Genomic DNA, 21,752 nt, shown 5'->3' with positions numbered 1-21,752 from the left:
CCTATGAATGATATTTTAAACTTTAAAAGTATAACTACATATCGCCTTAAATTGCCGCTGAACTTTAACTTCAAGACCGCCAAGGGGGAGGTAAAAGAGCGGGAAACCATCGTAATCCGTATCGAGGATCAACAAGGTTATGTAGGGTATGGGGAATGCGTAGCTTTCACAGAGCCATTCTATACATTTGAGACCGTAGAAACCTGTTGGAAAACCTTAGTAGATGATTATATCTTTAATTTGCGCTTGATGCGCCCTAAACCGCTCATGACCTATGTTCGACAATTACAGTTTTGGCTCAATCGAGATAATATGCCTATGGCCATTGCGGCTCTAGAAAATGCGCTCATTCATCTTCATTGCGAACGGGTAGGTGTAAACTCTGTTTCTTATATTATGGGACAAGCTTTACAAGATACTATTGAAAGTGGTGTCGTTGTCGGTGATGTACCAATAGATAAATTACTCGATATTGTAGAGCGCCATGTTATAAGTGGTTGTAAGCGGATTAAATTAAAGGTAAATCCTGTAGATGGTTATGAACGTCTAGCTTTAGTTCGCAAACATTACCCAGATTTAGTCTTAGCGGCTGATGCGAATCAAAGCTATTCCTATGATGAAATAGAAAAGGTCCGCCAATATAATGATTTAAACTTGACTTGTATTGAAGAACCCTTTGCTATGACAACCCTTCAATCCTATAAAGATTGGAAGTGGGAGCGTCTTAATAATGGTGATTGGAAAATCTATACGCCAATTTGTTTGGATGAGTCCATCTTAGGGTATGATGATTTGTCCTATGCTATTGAATATGACTTAATCGATGTGTTGAATGTAAAAGTAGGGCGAATGGGCGGCCTTATTCCAACAAAGGCGGCTATTAATCTATGTAGAGAACGTCACATTCCATATTGGATAGGGAGCATGGTTGAGTCAGGTGTTTCTAAAATGCTTCACGTCCAACTAGCTGCATTGGGAGATTCCTATATGGCAGGTGATTTATCTGACTCAAATAGATATTTTGAACGAGATCTTATCTATCCAGATTTAACATTTAAAAATGGTGTTATGCATGTTCCCAATGGAGATGGACTAGGTGTAACAGTCTTTGATGATAGACTAGACGCGTATTGTGTGGAGAAACGAACACTATGAATTTAATTGAATCCTTACAAATTGATGCTCCTCGTATGACGAGTGATACCACATGTATTGCAAAAATGAATTTAACTGAGTTTCACAAACAACCACAAGGCTATTTAAACGGTGGTGCTACATTAGCTTTTGCAGAAATTATTGCAGGAATGATGAGCAATGAATTGGTAGGCTCTCATAAATTTGGTGTAGGCCAGTCTATAACTGCGAACCACTTGCGCCCTGTAAAATGCGAAGGAGATTTAACAGCTTTAGGTACGCTACTATTGAAAGGCAAAACCTCCCACGTTTGGCGCTTTGATATGATTGATGATGCACAACGCCTTATTTCGCAAGTAACTGTAACCTTGGCAATCGTAGACTTTAATCGTTAACTAATATATGGTATGAAGTGATATAAAAAAGATACCAGCCCTACAAAATCAACTTGGCTCGCTTTGGAGATTTTGTAGGGCTGGTATCCTTTATAGATGTATTTTAAATTATATATTGAGTGATGTTTACTTACAGGTGATCGTATATAAGTCCTCGATGTCAGGAATATCGTAAATAACCCATGTTCCGTCCCCTAAGTAACGCATCAAAACTCTTACATCTTTTGTCATATTCTTTTTATTGTTTTGTATCGTTACAGTTACGGTAGCCGTATTACCATTATCTTCCGATTTTAAGTCTTTAATTTCTACATCGTGTTGTTTAAATAGACGACCTTCTACGAGGCGATCTACCATGGACTTATTATCATCGTTTTGAGTTGTAGTATTATTGGTAGGTGGCTCAGATTTAAAGCTATCTGGATCTTCGATATACTTTCGCAATACATCTTCGATAAGCGCAGGTCCAAATGTTTTTGTGGCTGCTATTGTAGCTTTACCAAGTGGATTAGACGTATCGACATACTTATTGCCTTCTCGCTCTACGATATTTTTTACGATGGATTTTATATCTACGTGGCGCAATACTTCGTCTGCATCTTTATCTTGTACTGCTTTGTGAATGATTTTTAATGTGTAAGCCGGTGTATGTGGCACATACCACAAGAAGTACCATGCTGCAGCCAGTGCGCCTACAATAGCGATAATAAGGGCGATAATAACACCTTTTGAATTGAACTTATTCACAGCGAATCCTTTCATGTTTCTAGATAGTTATTTTTTATACCGATTATATACATATTGTAGCATATGAAGTAAAGTATATTGTGATATTTTGCACTTATGCGAAAACTGATGAATTGTGGCGATAAAGTATGAATACGTTTAATTTAGTAGATAAACTCCCTTATAAAAGCCATAAAGTAGGGATTATCAAATATAATCAATAATTTTAATACTTTTGTAATAATATTTTTTTGAAAAAATAGTTGCAATGGTCTTAAATCCATGATATTATGTACAAGTAGTCAACGAGAGTTGATACGCGGCCCCGTGGTGTAGCGGTTAACATGTCGCCCTGTCACGGCGAAGATCGTCAGTTCAAATCTGATCGGGGTCGCCATTTATGCCTCGGTAGCTCAGTTGGTAGAGCAACGGACTGAAAATCCGTGTGTCGACAGTTCGATTCTGTCCTGAGGCACCATTTGTATTCCATGCGGTTGTGGTGGAATGGCAGACACGCCATCTTGAGGGGGTGGTGAGCGTACGCTCGTGAGGGTTCAAGTCCCTCCAACCGCACCATTTCTACTTGCTGATTAACAGATTGTAACGAGTTGTAATAAATCGTAACAGATAAAGCATTTACAAGGATATTTGAAAGATAAAGAGTAACGCATTGCAACAACAATTTGCCCCTTATTTGCCCCTTTAAATAATAAATATTTGCCCCTTTTATATGAGGGTTATAATAGCCACTGCATATGATGCGGTGGCTTATTTTATTATTGTCTTTAGACTGGTTCGCGACGTAGTCGCGAGCCATAAAACTACCCGTTATGCGGGTGTGGCAATGAAAGCTATATAAAAAATCACCTTGCTTAAGTATAATGTAGGTGTTCAAGCCGCATTATATGCAAAAGAAAGGTGATTTTATATGGCAACAAAGACACAGAGTCTTGCGCACACAAAATGGTTATGCAAATACCACATAGTATTTACACCTAAGTATAGACGTAAAGTTATATATAATCAATACAGAAATAGTTTACGTGAAATATTAAGGCGTTTATGTGAATATAAGTGGGCAAGATTATTGAGGGGGAGATTATGGCAGATCATGTGAATACGTTAGTATTTATTCCACTCTAAATAGCAGTTTCATCTTTTAAGGGTGGTTCTGATTGGTTAATAATCTATTGCATACAATTTAAAAATATGGTGTAATTATGGTACATAATAGGAGGTGGATGAAATGCTAAAAGTTTTAAATCATAATCCACATTTTATGAGAGATTCAGTGCCCGTAGCAGATTATGCCGAAGCGTGGGACGTAATATGTTCTATGCAAAGAAAATTAGGTCAAGGAATTCTTCTTGTTGGCAGCCAGACTTGGGAAGACCTTAGTTTGGCTGAGTGTTTTCCTGATTTTGTTTGGGGAGAAGACGTAAAAGCGGTATATATTAATAGTGATAAAACATTACTGATTCCAGTTCCGTCTAATTATAATCGAGATAATGTTTTAAAGCTTATTAAATTTTTTAATCTTGAATATGACATTCGAGAAATAGAAGATTAGTGCGATTCATATATAATAGATATATATGACATCAAATCAAACAAAAATATAGCAAGATATAAGGACCTACAGTTTACTGTAGGTCCTTTTTTGTCATTATTTTGATATTAAAATACATTTAATGAGTTTATCTTCTCTTTTAAATTTGAGAAGTGTTGGCAGGCTTTTACAATCCGTGTACAATCATAGTAATAAGTAATATACATTTTACATGTATGATTTTCAATATGAGAGACGGTTATGGATTTTAATTATGGCGAGACGCTACGTATCCGAAGGGAATTATATACTATTCTAGGCAAGATACGATACATTGATACTCATGGAGATATTTGGTATGAGTATAAGCTAATTAAACATAAGAATAACGCAGAGTTTTGGTTCAGTTGGGATAAGAGGCGAGAGGCGTACCAGTTTTCAAAGTCGTGTGGAAAAGCGTTACCATCGGATATGAAAATTGTGAATAGTGGTTATCAGATGGCAATAGGCACTTGGGGTGATACGGATATAGATACTTCTGATGTTGCTCGTTATAAAGAGTATGAAAATAATAATGGTACACATACGTTTTCTGTTAAAGAATGGTCCGATAGGAAGGAATATTTAAAAGGCTTTTATATCAATAAAGAATATGTATCGGTTGAAAAGGATGTAGAGGTAACCGAGTCTATTCTAGATAAAATGGATATTGCTAAGAAGATGAAGTTTATAGGGCCCATAGTTTGGATTTTTGCAAACTTACTAGTTTATATGCCAATCTTTGATATAAAAATATTGCATGATATACGTGATGACCTTACATGGCCTTATATAGTAGCTGGGAATATAGTCCTTGGGATCATTGTGGTATCTGTTCTTATTATTAGAAGAATTATCCGTTGATGTAATCACAACAATTATTATTGCTGACAGCTTTTCTTTTATCTGGTTGTTTGGCAGGCTTTCACAATCCGTGTACAATCATAGTAAGGTATGTTGTAATAATTAGATTTTGAATTAATGATTTTCGTTTGTATAGGTGTTTTATGAGGTCTATTTATGGAGTTTAATTATGGTGATACGTTGCGTATCAGGAACGATTTATACACCATTCTGGGGAAGATAAAATACGAAGATGACTATGGCGATACATGGTTTGAGTATAAACTTTTAAAACATGTTGGTGAAGATGAATATTGGCTAAGCTGGGATGAAATCCGCAACGAATATCAGTTTACAAAGCCTTGTGGTAGGATGAGCACGGATGGTATGAAGCTCGTGGATAGTGGACGTGAACGAGTTAGAGGTGTTTGGGGTGATGTAGACGTAGATACAAGTGACTCGGCGGATTATGAAGAGTATGAAACTGAAAGTGGAGCGAGTACATTTTCAATAGAAGTGTGGGATGACGAAACAGAGTATTCGCAAGGCTTTTATATTAGCAAGGACTATGTGACTTTAGACACTGATCCCGAGTTTAGTGAAGTTATTCAGAAACGCATGAAACAACAACGTTATAAAAAGTGGTTTTATCCTGCTTTTTGGATGATTGTGATTTTTCTTGCTTATACGCCTGATTTAGATATACACATGTGGCATAATGTACGTGCTTTTTTCAATCATCCTTATACAGCATCTGAATATATTAAGGACAATCCGTCTCGATATACATATGTAACATCCATTACGGGCACAAATAATCTGAAATCAGATATTTATCAATCATCTTTAAATCTTGATGAAACGACTCAAGATATCATTAAAGGCTTGGATGGTGAGGTTGAACGAGTTACACAAGACGGTAACACGGCTTTTACAGACATTACAGATGATAACATATCAGTTGCTTCAAAATATCAATCAGAACAACAGGGGATGCAAAAGGTTCCTACGGAAACAGTAACATTATTGACTAAATATGAATATATTACGGTCTATATCTCTACGGATAATACAGTTTTAGTTCGTATTGAAAGTAGAGAAGCTGCGTACAATCATAATAATGATGGCGGTTATCGTTCAAGTGCACGCTCTTATTGGTTCTATCGCAATTCGTATTGGTATAACGGATATGGACAAGATGAAACAAAATATAAGTCCTCATCCACATATACCGATTATGATCCAACGAAGAATCCATATAAGTCTGACTATTCGACGGGTCATGGTGCGGGTACTACAGATGCAGCACGTTTATCTAAGGCGAATAATTATAGTTATTCACCATATGAATCTTATGCAACCAGTATTCGTAATGGTAGTTCTGGCAGTCGCGGCGGTTATAGCGGGGGTACGAGCTCCGGCAAATAATATTTGTTAAGGTAAATCACGATTATTTTCAGTTTAAAAAAAGCTATTAAAACATAGTAGGAGGGTATTATGCCTTATATCGTAGATATTATAAATGTGGTTGTCTTTTCCCTTATCGGTATCATACTGATGATTATTGGTAATTGGATTATTGATGTCTTTATTCCCGGTGATTTCCCTACTGAAATTAAGCGCGGCAATCGTGCCGTAGCTTGGCTTTGTGCGGGATCCTTTATTGGTATCGGCGAAATCGTTCGCGCTGCTATTCAATCACCATCAGCGCAAGCGGTGGAGGAATATCTTTTACAGGGCTTGGTGTCTAGCCTTTTGTATTCTGTTATTGGCATAGCTATATTCTTAGTAGGATTTTTCTTGGTTAATGCGTTTCACCGTAAATATTCCTTAGCCGAAGAGATTATGCGTGGGAATACGGCGGCAGGCATTATGATCTTTGGTATCTTTGTGGGTTGTGCCCTCATAATTGCCGGAGCTATCCACTGATGAAATCACACCGATTATTATTGTTGACGGCCTTTATTATATCGGGCTGTTCACTGTGCTATGAGCTCATCATAGGCGCTATTAGCTCTTATATATCGGGCGATACGGTGTGGCAATACTCCATTACTATTGGCCTATATATGGCCGCTATGGGGCTTGGTTCCTATCTTAGTAAATATATTAAAACCCATTTGTATGACTGGTTTATCGGTATTGAATTAGCCGTGGGTGTCGTTGGTGGTATTAGTGCACTTGCTATATTCTTGGGCAATCTATACATCGTGTCCTATCAGATTATTATGTATCTGTTGGTGATTATCATAGGTTGTTTAGTGGGGATGGAAATCCCCTTGTTAGCACGTGTTATAGAGCTGGATACTAAGGATGTACGAGTTACGTTGTCCTCTGTTTTTGCTTTTGACTACATCGGTGGTTTAGTAGGGGCAGTGGCGTTTCCATTGCTGTTATTACCTTATCTCGGTTATATGGCTTCTGCCTTTTTATGTGGTTTGTTGAATATTACGGCCGCAGCTATTGTGGTGATTCGTTATCGACATCATTTGCATTTTAGACGTGCCTTGAAACTTGCCACTATAGGTATTGCCCTTAGTTTAACGGTAGGTTTGGTTACCTCTGAAAGCATATCAAAATACATTGAAAATGGGTTGTATCGAGATACCATAGTTTTTTCTCAACAATCACAGTATCAAAAGGTTATCATTACACGTCATAAAGATGATATTCGCTTATTTATCGATGGCAATTTACAGTTTTCGTCGATGGATGAATATCGCTACCATGAGGCCTTGGTACATATTCCTATGGCACAGGTAGTATATCCTAAAAACATCCTCATCCTTGGTGGTGGCGATGGCCTAGCCGCTCGTGAGCTTTTGAAATATGGAGATGTAAATATTACGCTCGTCGACCTTGATGCGGTTATGACAGATGTGTCAAAAACAAATCCGCTCATTGTAGAACTAAATCAAGGCTCACTATCTGATGAGCGAGTACATATCATCAATGATGATGCCTTTAAATTTTTAGAGCGTACTTCAGAACGATATGATCTGATTATCGTTGATTTACCAGATCCTAATAATGCAGCACTTGGTAAATTATATAGCAATATTTTCTATCGCTTATGTTACAATGCTCTTTCTGAAAGTGGTGTTCTTGTAGTCCAATCTACCAGTCCGTACTATGCGCCTAAGGTGTTCTGGAGTATCAATAAAACATTGGCTAGTGAAGGTTTTTTTGTATATCCCTATCATGTTCAAGTTCCCACCTTTGGAGAATGGGGCTTTAACATGGCTACAAAACATGAACTTTCACAAATTAAACCAATCACTGCCGTAGATACGCGATATATTACACCTGATATTATGGCCAAACTATTTACATTTGGTCGTGATGAAAAGGTAGACGATGTAGAAATTAGCAGCATTACTAGACCAGTTATTATCGACTACTATATAGAAGCAACAAAAAAATGGCGTTAATACGCCGTTTTTTATAGAGGTAATCTTTAAATCATTTTATAATTATTGTTATAAAAAACTATGTTGGTCTATTGGAATGATTAGAATGATAAAATATTTTAGATTTTTATATAGGAGGTGTGATAGCTATGAAATACTTACGCCGTGAACTTAATCAAGTGGAAAAAGAGTATTTAAAGCAATTTGGTAAAGATTCTTTAAATCGTGTCATCCTTCATGATCCAGATACAAAGGATAAACAAGAGGTGCAAGATACTATTGACATTCTAAAAGAAGCAATAGCTAAAAATAAACCTCTTGAACAGGTTCCAGAAGATATGTGGAAGCTTATAGAGTTTTAGTATATGAATTTAAAACAATATAATTAAAAAGCACATTGTTACATATTAATGCTTTCCAAAATTAAGACTATTTTAGAAGGTGTTTTAGTAACAATGTGCCTTTATTTTATAGATTGTAAAGCTCTGGTTTACGATCTCTAAAGATATTAATTTTATTGCGAATATCTTCTACTACGTTGAGGTCGATATCTACAGATGAGATGCCTTCTACGGTATCCATTTCAAGAAGGTTTGTGCCCCATGGGTCATATATGGCAGAATGACCAGTACTTTGAACACGACCCACTGTCCCACAGCCGTTTACGGCACATAGGAAGAGTTGATTTTCAATGGCTCGTACTTCGTTTAATACTTGCCAGTGACGTAAACGCATGGTTGGCCACTGAGCGGGTACGAATAACAGTTCAGTACCAGGCAATGCCGCCATTCTAACGAGTTCAGGGAAACGAATGTCATAGCAAATGACAGTACTGCAAGGAATACCATCTAATTCGAAATGGGTGGTATGGGTACCGCTAGCAAAGTAGTAATCCTCTTTAGCAGGGCTGAATCCGTGCATTTTGGAATATTCCCCTACGAGCTTGCCTTCGCGGTTGTAAGCATAGGATGTATTAAATACTAAATCCTCTTTTGCTACGGCTACAGAGCCGCCCACAATGTTTACATTGTGCTCTTTAGAGAATGCACTTAATAAATCTTTTGTTCTTTCTCCGTTTCTGTCAGAAATATTGATTAAATCCTTAGATGGATGAAATCCTGTGTTCCATGTTTCGGGTAAAACAATAATATCTGGACTTTCAGCTAAAGCTTGCGTGAGCAACTCTTGAACACGATTATAGTTGTATTCCACGTCGTTTACATGGACGTCCATTTGTATAAGGCTTAAGCGTTTTTTCATAAGAAATCCTTTATATTCTTTATATAATAATCGTATAGTTTAAATAAGAAACATTATAATTAAAATATTAAATCATTCTTTTCTAGATTACAACATAAAGTATAAGTAAGTGATAAATCTCTTTAGAGTATAAATCATTGTTCAGATGATACCTATATGGAGGAATTTTTACTATTCTTCATGGAAATGTTATAATATTCTGTATATAATTGTGTTCTGATAGAGGAGGACCTATGAAACGGATTCCGTTGGTAACACTGTTAGTTTTGGTATTGGCAATGGTTGTGGCAGGTTGTGGCGTGCTTTCACAAAAAACAGAACCTACTAGTTCAGTACCGCCTGTAAAAGAAGTTAAGATGGTACATCCATCGGGCATTCCTGTCCTTATGTATCATAAAGTTGGCGACGACAAAGATAATGATGCAGTTATTCGGGAGGATTTATTCAGAGAACAAATGAAGTTCCTCAAGGATAACGGCTACAATCCATTGACGATGGAACAATTGTATGAATATGTTGTAAATGGTGCTGCAGTGCCTGAAAAACCAGTTGTTTTGACCTTTGATGATGGTTATGCAGATACATATTCTATCGTATATCCAATCATGAAAGAATATGGATTCCCTGCAACTGTTTTTATCAATCCTGGCGACATTGGTACGCGTTTAACTTGGGATCAAGTGCGTGAAATGCATAAAAATGGTATCACTATTTCCAATCATGGTTTCCAACATATAGAAATGGGTCAATTGTCCGAAGTGAAACAAATTGAAAATATCACAAAGGCCCAAGAGGCACTTGCTAAAGAAGTAGGCATTAAGGATAATCCTTGGTTCTGCTATCCATATGGAGATAAAAATGAATTCACCGATTCGGCATCTAAGAAAGCTGGTATCAAGATGGGCATGGCTATGAAGTCTGGCTGGGCTCATACGGGTGATAATCCATATAATATTTTGCGTGTTTGGGTAGGTAATGCGGTAGATATCAAGCATTTTGAAGAACGCATTAGCACTGAACATTTCACTGATTTATAAGGAGAAATACATTGTTCAAAAAGAATTGGGTAAAGTTCATCATTATGGTGTTCTTATTTACCGTTGTCACATCACCCTTCGTGGTGCTCTTTGGACCATTTAATAATGTAAAGCGTGCCGTTATTGGTGCTATTTTACAATCTCGTCATCCTCATTACATTACATGGTTGTTCAATGACGAAGAATTACAATCGATTTTGGGGACTGTTGGGGTCGTTAAAAGTCAAGATTTATTCAAGTTTAATGCTCGTGAAGATAAGAGCTTAAATCTTGAAAAAATCCAGTCTGCTCGTTATGTAGGCTATATTTTAGAAATTCCAGACCCTCGTCGTATCCAAGTTGGTACAGCGGCTAATATTCAAGAAAAAGGCGATACCACTAGTAATATTGCAAAAATGAATAATGCTGTAGCAGCTATTAATGGCGGTGGTTTCCATGATCCAAATGGTACTGGTACAGGCCGTTTGCCATATGGTTTTATTTTACATGATGGTGAGTACGTTATCGGCAAGGATGTAGGCCCTGATGAAGATGTAGACTTCGTCGGTTTCTCTAAAGCTGGTAACCTTATTGCTGGTAATTATAATAAAACTCAGCTAGGTGATATGAAAGCCATGGAAGGTATTACCTTTGGTCCACCACTTATCGTCGATGGTAAGAAGATGATTACCGAAGGTGATGGTGGCTGGGGTGTAGGTCCTCGTACTGCTATCGGTCAAAAGAAAGATGGTACAGTGCTATTCCTCGTAATCGATGGTCGCCAACCAGGGTATTCCATTGGTGCTACCTTGCGTGACGTACAAGATATTCTTTTTGAAAAAGGTTGCTACATTGCAGCAAACTTAGATGGCGGTTCTAGTTCTACTTTGTACCTCAACGGTAAAGTAGTAAATAAACCAGCTGATTTGTTAGGGGAACGCATGATCCCAACGGCGTTTATCGTGAAATAGGAGGACAGATGAAACCTTTTACGCGTGTACTGAGCGCCTTTGCGGTAGGTATTCTTCTGCAAGGTGGGGTATACCTATACCTTGATCAATATATGTTTGCGCCGACTACAGAGTTTAACGTAGCAGGCGCATCAAAAGATGATACTAAAAACTTCCCTGATGTGAAGGAAGGCACTAAATATGTATCCTATGACCGTCAATTCATGGCCGTTGTTACAGAAAACTCTTTGAAAATTTACAAGGCTAATGAAAGTACCCCTACGAATATTGATTTGAAGGGGCGTTCGATTAGTTACTTCAACTGGATGCCAGACCGTAACTATGCTATCATGGGTTTATATGACTCCAGAGATGTTGTCATGGCTCGTCTTAATGCGGATGATCCAGAACATGAAGTTGATACGAAACTTGAAGACTTGCCTCGGGGCAGTAAAATCGTAGATGCTGCGTACTCTGAAGCGACGAATGTGGTTTATATGAAGGTAAAAGTTCAAGAACATACATATCGCATTTATCGTACCGATGCTAACTACGATACACGTCGTGTTTACATGCAAGCTACTGATATCGGTCATATCGGCGTATTCTACGATGAGGATAACTTCTTCTACGATAATGTGAGAACTGGGGATGTCTTCATGTTTAATGGCATTGAAGGTGGTTGGCGTGTTATCAACCCTGAAGGGCGCTTCCGCTTTATCGGTGTTGATATGGACAAAACTATCTATATCGCTCGTGTTGATGAGGATAATAATGCATTGACCGTCTACACTGGTAAACTAGGTGTAGGCTTCAATCCAGTTTACAAATACAATCACCCTACTACATTTAATGAGTTGACATTATCAGATGTAAAAAACATCATTAAGAATGGTAGTGAAGAAACTACTAAGGTAACAGAAGATACTACATCTTCTAAATCATCCAATAGTAGTGGTAGTAAAAAGAAATCTTAAGAAAAAGCCTTTATAATGTTCTTTCATTATAAAGGCTTTATTCCTATAATAGTATGTACCCTAAGGATATCTATGAATATATTATTTGTACGCCTTAGTTACATAGGTGATATTTTGCATGCTACACCTGCTGCGCGGTGGATTAAGAAACAGTATCCTGATGCTAAGTTGCATTGGATTGTAACGCCTAGTATGGTAGAGCTTTTACAGGGCAATCCCTATGTAGATGAAATAATTCCCTGGGAACGGGATGTATACGAGGCACATTCTAAAAAACTACATATCCCTACAATGTGGCGCATGTGGTGGGAGCTTAAGGCTAAATTAGAACCTTATAGATTTGACGTAGCCATTGATGTACAAGGGCGACTCATAACAGGTTTGGTACTATTGGCTTCAGACGCCCCGATTCGACTTGGCCTTGGTGGTACAAAAGAGTTGAATTGGTTATTTACTAACCATAAAACAAAGCCTAGTACAGATCATGTGATTAAGCGCTATGTTGAGGTAGCTCAACTGTTAACAATGGCTGTTGCTGAACATGTACATTTAGATACACCGCTTAATCTAGCTAAAGATGGTGTTGAGAACTGCACGCTAAATGAATCTAGTGCTAATAAGCTGTACCATATGGATTTTCAGGTGTCATCAAATTTACAGAGCTGGGCAGAAGAACAGTGGAAAACGATTGATAACGACATTTCCTTGAATCGTGGGGAGGTGGATACACCTCTACGAGTTGGGCTTGTATTAGGCACGTCTTGGGCAACGAAAGAATGGCCTCAGGAAAAATGGTACTCCCTCATTAAATCCCTTCAATATAGAGCAAATTTTGTTTGCTTAGGTGGCCCTAAAGAGGCTACTCAATACAAACCATTGATGGACTCGCTAACAGATGAGGGCATTGATAAAATTATACTGAATATGTTAGGGAAAACGACGCTTCAAGAGTTAGGGGCTTTAATTGAAAGTTGCGATGTAGTAGTTACTGCTGATACTGGAGCTCTGCATATTGCTTTAGCTTTAAATAAGCCTGTAGTAGCACTTTTTGGTCCTACAGATCCTAAATTATGGGGCCCTCTGACGGGGGACTTTAAGGTGCTCGTAAATGATGAATTAGATTGTTTAGGGTGTCGTAAACGACGTTGTCCTAAGCCTAATCAATATTGTATGTCTGGTATTGAACCAGTACGTGTAAAGAAAGCAATTTTCGAACTGATAGGAGATACACATGGCAAAGTTTAAAATTCAAAAAGGTTTATCCGATGCGGATATGATGAAAAATTTTAAAGATACAGATAATTTTGAAGATACTATGCTCGATATGGAACGGGCTGCTAAGAAACCGGTTGTTCATCAAAGTCCAAAGCAAAAGGAAGATGCATTTTACCGTGAGTTCTTAACGGAAAAGGTAGAGACTATGATTGGTAAAATGCTCCTCGATATCAAGATGGAGTATTTTAAAGAAGGGGAAGGGGCCTTTTCCATTCAAGTAAAACGGGATGGTAAAAATATTGTCCTTGAAACTGCGCCTAAAAAGGTTAAGCCTGAGAAATAAGCTGTATATCCGGAGATTCTTGAATTTTAAAGATCACATCAGAACCTGTCCATAAATGGACAGGTTCTTTTGCATGTTTATACATTTAAACATATCACCTATGTTATTAATAAAATTGATGAGCTTATAAGCGTACCGATGTTTATCGAATTACTACATTTATAAATACCGATATAGTTTGATGATTATTTTGATAATAGTAAAAAATTATTGCTATATAATCCTTGATTTCTTATTAAAAAGAAAAATTACAAAGAATATGATTTGATTAAAAATACACGTTAAAATCTAGCTTTTTAGCAGTTTTTTGTGATTTTCATCACGAAAAAATCATCATTTTACACATGAATTTATGAGTAAATGGCATAATGTAGTTGTTGACAAAGAATTCTATAAGTAGTCTAATATAAGTATGTCTTAACGATTTGCAGTGTGTTTAGCTTGTGTGAGCAGACATCAAAAAAATCGTAAAAAAAATAGGTATGAGATAGTTATTTGATGGGTGTATAAAGTTACATACACAGACTATTTCGATTTGGAGGATTAACATGGCTAAAAAATTAAGAATTTGCGAAACCGTTCTTCGTGACGGTCATCAATCTGTTTTGGCAACACGCATGCGTTATGAGCAAATGGAACCAGTACTTGGTCTTTTAGACGATATCGGTTACGAAGCTCTTGAGTGTTGGGGCGGTGCTACTTATGATAGCTGTCTTCGTTTCTTGAATGAAGATCCATGGGAACGCCTTCGCAAATTGAAATCCAACTTGAAAAACACTCCATTACAAATGTTACTTCGTGGCCAAAACTTATTGGGCTATAAACACTACTCTGATGATGTAGTAGAAGCATTCTGTGGTGCAGCTGTTAAAAATGGTATCGACCGTATCCGTATTTTCGACGCATTGAATGACCCACGCAACATGGAAGCTGCTATTAAGTACTCTAAAAAAGCTGGTGCGCACGTTCAATCCGCTATGGTATATACAATTTCTCCAGTTCACACAACTGAAAGCTTCTTGAAAGTAGCTGAAACTTTGGTTGAAATGGGTACTGATTCCCTTTGTATCAAAGATATGTCTGGTTTGTTAGGCCCTGCTGATGCGTATGATTTGGTTTCTACTTTCAAAAAACGTTTCGGCGAATTGCCAATCGATTTACATAGCCATTTCACTTGCGGTCTTGCAAGCACTGCATACTGGGAAGCTGCTAAAGCTGGCGTAGATATCATCGATACTGCTATCTCCCCATTCGCTCATGCAACTAGCCAACCAGCTACTGAAACTATGATTGAAATGTTCAAAGGTACTGAATATGATCTTGGTCTTGACCTTGATAAATTCATTCCATTAGTTGATCACTTCCGTAAAGTTAAACAACAAATCGCTGAAGAATTTAACTTGAAACCAGCTAGTGATGTAATCCCAGCTGTTCGTCGTTACCAAATTCCTGGCGGTATGTTGTCTAATACTCAAAACCAATTGAACGAAATGGGTATGGGCGATCGTTTCTTCGACGTTATGGATGAAATGCCACGCGTTCGTGAAGACTTAGGTTTCCCTCCATTGGTAACTCCAACATCCCAAATCGTTGGTACAATGGCTATGATGAACGTTATGATGGGCGACCGTTACAAAATGGTTCCTAACGAAGTTAAAGACCTTGTACGCGGTAAATATGGTGCGTTGCCTGGTACTATTTCTGACGAAATTCGTCAAACTGTTATTGGTGACGAACAACCTATCACTTGCCGTCCAGCAGATCTTATCGAACCTGAATTGGAAGGTTACCGTCAAGATTTAGCTTCTAAAGGCTACAATGGTATCACTGACGAAGACGTATTGACTTACGCTATGTTCCCAGAAGTTGCTATTAACTTCTTCGATGCTAATCGTCGTTAATTTAAACTCTAAAAGAGGATTCTTAGGAATCCTCTTTTTTTATGTCTAAATTTAAACTATTCTCATGGAGAAATAGTATAATCTAGCATGTGCTTCGTTGTATTAAATGAAGAGATTTAGTAGTTATTTTATATATTATATTTTAAATTATTTTATAAATAGTATAGAGAGAGTCTGATTAAGCGAGGAGACTAAGTATCTATGAAACGTTAGATATGACCAAGTTTCATATCGTTATAAGATACCTGGATGCGTGTGAAAATATTATTATTATGGGAAATATTAGATATTAAAAGGGAGGAGGAACCCTTGTATAATCTACCAATTATAAACTGTGTATGAAGAAAATGTGAATAATATATTGAATTTTTGAGTATTATACTTGCGTTAAGTATTAAAAATAGCGTAAACTATAAGAAGTATCTACTATTAATGATATTGAGGTAATCCTGTGAATTTACAAATACGAATTTGGATATCCAATGTTGTGCTGTTTGTTGTACCTATTTTAATAGCAATTATCTTGTTTTTGCTATACTTTACAGGTTTGCGCATATTGGCTAATGCCGGTTACTATTTGCGTATTGAGCAGGAACAGCAGTTTAAAAGCGTCAGTCGAATAACTGAAACCATTACCTTTTATGGGTTAGAAAATGATTTGATTAATAGTTTGGTTAAACCTAGCTATAGTCTTCTCGATCCAAAGGAGGTATATGTAGAGGTACTTGATCAAGGGAACATGGTGTATAACTATGGCAACCCACAAATCTATAGTGCTTCTGCCATTGTTGGTCTTATCGATGTTAACCCTGAATTACAGGGTATCGTGTATCAATCCAACAATACTTTTGTTTATGAAATGCGGAAATATGATGGGCGTCACGCCTACGTATACCATATTGCGATTAAGCGCGCTACTCATGGTAGTGATAGCTTAATGGAATCCGTATCTTTCTATATTATTGTAGTTTCCATATTGCTCTTTATTGTTACATTCTTTGCTATCAATCGATTTGTTACACGCTTTATCATGATTCACGTTAAAAATATGACAAAATCGTTAGAAATGGCAAATCGTCAGATTGAAATGGAACAAGAACAACAAAAAGAGCTACTTGCTGGTATATCCCATGATATTCGAACGCCATTAACGGCTATAAAAGCTTATGCTGAAGGTGTTCGCGATGGTATTGCACCAACGGAAGAGCAACAAAAACGATACATGGGTATCATTTTGAAGCGCGCTAATGATTTAGATTCTATGTTGGAGGAGCTATTCCTCATAACAACGTTGAACTACAAAAAAGAATCTCGTCCATCTGAGCGAATTGAATTAGGCCAGTATGTACGTGATTTTGTAGAAGATCATTTAGCTCCGTATCAATCGAAGGGGCTTGAGATTAAGGCCCGAATAGCTACAGAAACACCTTTTATCAATGCTAACCCACAATTATTACAACGTGTTTTACAAAATGTGTTGAATAATAGTGCTAAGTATAAAATGGCCGATATTGGTCATTGCGTTATCGATGTAACAAGTGATGATGATTTTGTATACTGTGTCATCAGTGATGATGGCCCAGGGGTACCACCAGAATCTCTAGAGCGTCTGATGCGCCCATTCTATCGTGTGGATTCGTCTCGTACGAACCCACAAGAAGGAAGTGGTCTAGGATTGTCGATTATTCGTCGAATTATGGAAATCTTTGAAGGCCGAGTTGTAATTGAAAATGTAAGGCCACATGGTCTACGCATTATATTAGAGTTTCCTAAACAAGGAGAAGAATCATGAGTGAACATATCTTAATTATTGAAGACGATTTGGATATTGCCAATATTGAGCGTGATTATTTAATGGTGGCAGGCTATGATGTAACTATTATGACTAATGGTACAGATGGTATCGAGGCTGCATTGAATACTCCTGTGGACCTTATTATTCTTGATGTTATGCTGCCAGAAATGGATGGCTTTGAAGTTTGTCGTCAAATTCGCGACAAAGTTCGTGTACCAATCGTTATGGTAACCGCTCGTCTTGATGATATCGATAAAATCCGTGGCTTAGGCGTAGGCGCTGATGATTATATTGAAAAACCATTTTCTCCATCTGTTTTAATTGCAAAAATCAAAGCTATGTTGGCGCAATATAAACGTTTGACAGAGCGCGATGCAATGGAAACTAATGCTATTCAGTCCGATGAAATTCGCCTTGATCCTAAGATGATGAAAGTATGGGTGAATGAAAAAGAAGTTCATCTCAAAAAGAAAGAATTCCAATTATTAGAATTCTTGATGCGTAACCGTGACATCGTATTTAGTAAGGAAGAATTATACTCTCGTGTATGGGGTCTCGATTCCTATGGTGACTATGCTACTGTAGCGGTACATATCAATCGTTTACGTGAAGAAATTGAAGATAATCCATCCGATAGTAAACATATTATTACAGTATGGGGTGTAGGTTATAAATTTGTTTAATAACTGAAATGTATATTCACATTAGACTCACGTTGTTCGTGACTGTTGATAGGATATGAGTTTGTAGAGATTTATTATAGAAATATAATCAAAGATTTAAGAATTGTTTATATAGTTACTTTGATAGTTTAGATATTCCATGTATACTTATTTAAGTAAGGCTGACTATGACTCTAGATAAGTAATATTTAAACTTCTCTCTCTTAATAAGTTCTCTCTTAAGCTTATCTAGATCACATATACTCTCTCTCTCAACAGTCCTTACACTCTCAAACTATATGCATAAAGGGCATTTGCTAGCGACGGCTAGCGAATGCCCTTTATGTTTTTATGTATTTGTGTAGATGTGAACATATTTATGTGGTTTCTCCTGAATTCTCTAAGTTTTTATTGAGCGAAATATATTGTTTACAGTAGTTATATCATTATGGGTTTCGTTATAAATTGTTATCTTGCATTGTGTAGATTAGAGTACTATAATAGGTTCATCAAAATCAATTTTATAAAATTGATTTTTGAGGGTGATTAATCTAGTGAGTTATGTAGTAGTAATACTAGAATATATGAAGTAATACTATATTATAGTATATATTTACAATAGATACACAAGTATAATACATTTATAAAGAGTGTTAATCGTTATAATAGATATGTAACTTACTATAAGAACAGACATAAGGAGATATACATGGAATTTTTAAAATATAAGAAAACAGCGGCTGCTTGTATTCTTGCTTTGGGAATTGGTGTAGGGGGCGGATACTATTTCTTTGGTAGCCCTGTTAATACGCAACCAACAAATGTGAGAGAACAATCAAAACAGACTAAGCCAATCACTGAAACGCGTAATACCTATGTAGTGCAAGCGGTTAAAGAATCTGGTCCAGCTGTTGTAGGGATTACAACACAAGTATTCCAAAAGGATATTTTTAATCGCACTATCTATGCGGGAGAAGGTGTTGGATCTGGTGTCCTTATCGACAATGAAGGCCATATTGTAACGAATAAACATGTTGTGGCAGGGGCTAAAAATGGAGAGGTTACGATATCATTATCTGACGGCAGTACCGTGACGGGTACTGTTATAGGTTCGGATTCACAGACGGATTTAGCGGTTGTAAAAATTAAACCTCCAAAAGATATTAAACCTATAAAAATTGGGGACTCCGATTCCGTACAAGTGGGTGAGCCCGCAATTGCTATTGGCAATCCTTTGGGGTTAGAGTTTAAAGGTTCCGTTACCGCTGGTGTTATTAGTGCGTTAGCACGTACAATTGATGAACAAGGCCAACGATTCCCATTGATTCAAACTGATGCAGCTATTAATCCTGGTAACTCAGGTGGTGCTCTCATTAATGCAGACGGAGAGTTAATTGGTATCAATAGCGCCAAAATCTCTAAAGAGGGGATTGAAGGAATGGGTTTTGCCATTCCAATTAATTCTGCGATGACAATCGTTGATTCTATTATTAAAAATGGTAAAGTTATTCGTCCTTATATTGGTGTGTGGGCGATAGATCGTCAAACAGCAGCTCGTAATAATGTAAGTTATGAAGGGGACGGACTTCTTGTTGTACAATTGGATCCTAATGGTCCGGTAGCACAAGCAGGTATAGTAGAAGGGGATACAATTGCGCAAATTGATGGTAAGGATATTACCACATTACTCGAATTAAAAGAGCAAATTGATGCTAAGAGCCCTGGAGATACAATTTTAATATCCTATACTCATAACGGAAAAATGAAGAGCACACAGCTTAAATTAGGACAAGCATCTTCGAAATAAGTGCTCTATGCTCAGAAGAAAAATAAAATCCTCATCCTCAGATGGGGATTTTATTTTTACAAGGTACCTTGCATTGCTAGGTACCTTGTGATATTATATATTTGTTAGTACATGATAGTGACCGTAAGAGAGCTTTCACATTGGCAGATAGGCACGGCCTAAAGGGAGGAACTATGCAAGTTCAATTGAAAAAAGGTGTTATGGACATGCTAGTACTAGCATTATTAACACAAGACGATCGCTATGGATATGAAATCGTAAGTACAATTTCGGAATATATTGAGATTTCAGAAGGAACGATATATCCATTATTTAATAGATTAAAGAAAGAAAAGTATGTTGATACGTATTTGAAGGAGTCCTCTACGGGGCCATCTCGGAAATATTATCACATTACGGCCGATGGTCGTGCAGCATACAATAAGATGCGCCAAGAATGGGATGAGTTTTCTGGTGTTATCAATATCCTGTTGAAAGGAGTTGACTATAATGAACAAAAATAGCTTTTTGGAGGCTTTGCGTAATATCTTTAAAAAGGCGCATGTTGCCGATGTAGAGAATATTATAGAGGTTTATGAGGAACACTTTGCGGTAGGTTATGAAAAAGGCCTTACCGATGGTGAAATTATTAAATCCTTAGGAACACCAGAGGAAATCTATGCATCCTATGTAGATGCAGGCATTATTACAGATTCATCCAGTCAAGATGGTGGTGAAAGTAAATCCGTTAATATGCAAGAAATCTATGCTAGATTTGATGATTATAAAGAACGTTTATTGCCACAATTGCCTGGAATGGCTAAGAAGGCTTCTAAAACATTACTATCAATTGGTAGTACTTTATCATATATTGTAGGAGTTCTTGTATTTATCATTACGCCAGCTATCTTATATTTATTAGGTAGTTCATGGCAACCTTTTGAACATATAACTGCATTCCCTGCAATGTCTACTATGACTCTAGTAGCATTAGGCGGTGTAGGGCTCTTCGGAGGACTTGTATGTATCTTTGTAGGGCTTGAGCTTCGCGGTGTGCGTGAACGTTACTTCCATAATGTAGATTAAGGAGGAACTATGAGACGAATTATAATAACAGCTATTCTTACAGTCATCTGTGCTGTTGGAGCAGTTACATCTTTTGCAGTTAACGATTTACCTAATTTCGGTGAATGGATGAAAACGAATGAACAACAGTTTAGAAAACCACATAGACATGATGGTCCTAATAAGTATATGGATAAACATATGATGGATGGAAATAATCAAATGATGCCTCAAGGTGGTATGGGACCAAACAATGGTAAGCATATGCACCAAAATGGTCAAAATCAAATGATGCATCAAGATGGTATGAGACCAAATAATGGGAGGCGTATGGACTCAAATGGTCAAATACCTCCACAAGGTCAACCACTTCCAGGTGGTCAACCTAATGGTAATGTACCACAACAACCAACTGGTCAAGGTGCACCACAAACTACACAAAACCAATAGTATTCTATTAGTCCCTTTCTAGCAGAATACTTTAAGAGTACGTGGTCATGAAAGTGCATTCATGGCCACCGTAGAGCCACACACTCTATGTAATACATTTGTATCAGAATCTCTCTCTTACACACAGTAACTACACAAAAACCAAAAGAGCTCCTCGTTGAAGGAGCTCTTTTGGTTTTTATTGTACGCCGAATAGGCATGACTAAACCCCCAGTTAAACTGGGGGTCAGTAAAAA

22 protein-coding genes, 3 tRNA genes and 1 pseudogene are annotated in these 21,752 nt (G+C 37.2%); 24 read left to right on the top strand and 2 right to left on the bottom strand.

The window, feature by feature from the left end; genetic code table 11:
• Positions 1-3 precede the first annotated feature (3 nt).
• Entirely contained in the window at positions 4-1,155 is a 1,152-nt protein-coding gene (gene menC / locus Q0507_RS03615) for an o-succinylbenzoate synthase (RefSeq protein WP_298712537.1), read from the top strand.
• The gene (locus Q0507_RS03610) at positions 1,152-1,529 is read left to right on the top strand and encodes a PaaI family thioesterase (protein ID WP_298712534.1); all 378 of its coding nucleotides are present in this window, start codon (positions 1,152-1,154) and stop codon (positions 1,527-1,529) included. Before menC ends, Q0507_RS03610 begins: the two co-directional genes overlap by 4 nt.
• 126 nt (positions 1,530-1,655) lie before the next feature.
• On the opposite strand, the gene Q0507_RS03605 is transcribed toward Q0507_RS03610, so the two are convergent.
• Positions 1,656-2,291, bottom strand: a complete 636-nt coding sequence (locus Q0507_RS03605) for a DUF2939 domain-containing protein (protein ID WP_298712531.1) — start codon at positions 2,289-2,291, stop codon at positions 1,656-1,658.
• A 285-nt stretch (positions 2,292-2,576) separates the two neighbouring features.
• Between Q0507_RS03605 and Q0507_RS03600 the strand changes: the two genes are divergently transcribed.
• The 10 genes and pseudogenes from Q0507_RS03600 to Q0507_RS03555 all read left to right on the top strand — a co-directional run bounded on the left by Q0507_RS03600 (position 2,577) and on the right by Q0507_RS03555 (position 8,458).
• A tRNA-Asp gene (locus Q0507_RS03600) sits at positions 2,577-2,652 on the top strand.
• 5 nt (positions 2,653-2,657) lie between these two features.
• Positions 2,658-2,733: transfer RNA gene (locus Q0507_RS03595), tRNA-Phe, on the top strand.
• Positions 2,734-2,745: 12 nt separating this feature from the next.
• Positions 2,746-2,831 (top strand) — tRNA-Leu (locus tag Q0507_RS03590).
• Between the two features lie 352 nt (positions 2,832-3,183).
• Positions 3,184-3,395 (top strand): annotated as a pseudogene (gene tnpA / locus Q0507_RS03585) (IS200/IS605 family transposase); the annotation flags it as partial.
• A 106-nt stretch (positions 3,396-3,501) separates the two neighbouring features.
• A complete protein-coding gene (locus tag Q0507_RS03580; protein ID WP_298712528.1) occupies positions 3,502-3,825 on the top strand; it encodes a hypothetical protein in 324 nt (107 codons plus the stop codon).
• A 240-nt stretch (positions 3,826-4,065) separates the two neighbouring features.
• Complete coding sequence (locus Q0507_RS03575) at positions 4,066-4,707, top strand: DUF4178 domain-containing protein (protein WP_298712525.1); 642 nt, start codon at positions 4,066-4,068, stop codon at positions 4,705-4,707.
• Between the two features lie 156 nt (positions 4,708-4,863).
• Entirely contained in the window at positions 4,864-6,114 is a 1,251-nt protein-coding gene (locus Q0507_RS03570) for a DUF4178 domain-containing protein (protein WP_298712522.1), read from the top strand.
• 69 nt (positions 6,115-6,183) lie between these two features.
• The gene (locus Q0507_RS03565; protein WP_298712519.1) at positions 6,184-6,615 is read left to right on the top strand and encodes a DUF350 domain-containing protein; all 432 of its coding nucleotides are present in this window, start codon (positions 6,184-6,186) and stop codon (positions 6,613-6,615) included.
• Positions 6,615-8,117 carry a polyamine aminopropyltransferase gene (locus Q0507_RS03560; protein ID WP_298712517.1) on the top strand — a complete coding sequence of 501 codons (1,503 nt, stop codon included), beginning with the start codon at positions 6,615-6,617 and terminating at the stop codon, positions 8,115-8,117. Before Q0507_RS03565 ends, Q0507_RS03560 begins: the two co-directional genes overlap by 1 nt.
• A 128-nt stretch (positions 8,118-8,245) precedes the next feature.
• Positions 8,246-8,458, top strand: coding sequence for a hypothetical protein (locus tag Q0507_RS03555; protein WP_298712514.1), 213 nt, complete (start codon positions 8,246-8,248; stop codon positions 8,456-8,458).
• A 106-nt stretch (positions 8,459-8,564) separates the two neighbouring features.
• Here Q0507_RS03555 and Q0507_RS03550 read toward each other — a convergent pair whose 3' ends face one another.
• Positions 8,565-9,356, bottom strand: coding sequence for a carbon-nitrogen family hydrolase (locus Q0507_RS03550; RefSeq protein WP_298712512.1), 792 nt, complete (start codon positions 9,354-9,356; stop codon positions 8,565-8,567).
• Positions 9,357-9,589: 233 nt separating this feature from the next.
• Between Q0507_RS03550 and Q0507_RS03545 the strand changes: the two genes are divergently transcribed.
• The 12 genes from Q0507_RS03545 (at position 9,590) to Q0507_RS03490 (ending at position 21,516) form a co-directional block, all read left to right on the top strand.
• Positions 9,590-10,393: a polysaccharide deacetylase family protein gene (locus tag Q0507_RS03545; protein ID WP_298712509.1), complete on the top strand. Its 804-nt coding sequence runs from the start codon at positions 9,590-9,592 to the stop codon at positions 10,391-10,393.
• Positions 10,394-10,404: 11 nt separating this feature from the next.
• Positions 10,405-11,343 (top strand): phosphodiester glycosidase family protein, encoded by a 939-nt coding sequence (locus tag Q0507_RS03540; RefSeq protein ID WP_298712506.1) that lies wholly within the window; start codon positions 10,405-10,407, stop codon positions 11,341-11,343.
• A gap of 8 nt (positions 11,344-11,351) precedes the next feature.
• Positions 11,352-12,299 (top strand): hypothetical protein, encoded by a 948-nt coding sequence (locus Q0507_RS03535; protein ID WP_295817246.1) that lies wholly within the window; start codon positions 11,352-11,354, stop codon positions 12,297-12,299.
• Positions 12,300-12,371: 72 nt separating this feature from the next.
• Complete coding sequence (locus Q0507_RS03530) at positions 12,372-13,544, top strand: glycosyltransferase family 9 protein (RefSeq protein ID WP_298712502.1); 1,173 nt, start codon at positions 12,372-12,374, stop codon at positions 13,542-13,544.
• On the top strand, positions 13,531-13,857 hold the full coding sequence (locus Q0507_RS03525) for a hypothetical protein (protein WP_298712499.1): 327 nt from the start codon (positions 13,531-13,533) through the stop codon (positions 13,855-13,857). The genes Q0507_RS03530 and Q0507_RS03525 overlap by 14 nt, the downstream gene beginning before the upstream one ends.
• 548 nt (positions 13,858-14,405) lie before the next feature.
• Positions 14,406-15,758, top strand: a complete 1,353-nt coding sequence (locus tag Q0507_RS03520) for a pyruvate carboxylase subunit B (RefSeq protein ID WP_298712496.1) — start codon at positions 14,406-14,408, stop codon at positions 15,756-15,758.
• Positions 15,759-16,209: 451 nt separating this feature from the next.
• Positions 16,210-17,550, top strand: coding sequence for a sensor histidine kinase KdpD (locus Q0507_RS03515; protein WP_298712494.1), 1,341 nt, complete (start codon positions 16,210-16,212; stop codon positions 17,548-17,550).
• Entirely contained in the window at positions 17,547-18,236 is a 690-nt protein-coding gene (locus Q0507_RS03510; protein WP_298712492.1) for a response regulator transcription factor, read from the top strand. Before Q0507_RS03515 ends, Q0507_RS03510 begins: the two co-directional genes overlap by 4 nt.
• Positions 18,237-18,924: 688 nt before the next feature.
• Positions 18,925-20,022 (top strand): S1C family serine protease, encoded by a 1,098-nt coding sequence (locus Q0507_RS03505; protein WP_298712490.1) that lies wholly within the window; start codon positions 18,925-18,927, stop codon positions 20,020-20,022.
• 173 nt (positions 20,023-20,195) lie between these two features.
• Positions 20,196-20,525, top strand: a complete 330-nt coding sequence (locus Q0507_RS03500; RefSeq protein WP_298712487.1) for a PadR family transcriptional regulator — start codon at positions 20,196-20,198, stop codon at positions 20,523-20,525.
• Positions 20,512-21,087, top strand: coding sequence for a DUF1700 domain-containing protein (locus Q0507_RS03495; protein ID WP_298712484.1), 576 nt, complete (start codon positions 20,512-20,514; stop codon positions 21,085-21,087). The genes Q0507_RS03500 and Q0507_RS03495 overlap by 14 nt, the downstream gene beginning before the upstream one ends.
• Before the next feature lie 9 nt (positions 21,088-21,096).
• Positions 21,097-21,516, top strand: a complete 420-nt coding sequence (locus Q0507_RS03490; RefSeq protein WP_298712480.1) for a transcriptional regulator — start codon at positions 21,097-21,099, stop codon at positions 21,514-21,516.
• The last annotated feature ends 236 nt before the right edge of the window (positions 21,517-21,752 follow it).

Origin of the sequence: uncultured Veillonella sp. (genome assembly GCF_938010505.1) — a bacterium.
Classification (GTDB): domain Bacteria; phylum Bacillota; class Negativicutes; order Veillonellales; family Veillonellaceae; genus Veillonella.
The sequence above is the reverse complement of the archived record's forward strand: the minus strand, read 5'-3'. Positions and strand labels throughout refer to the sequence as shown.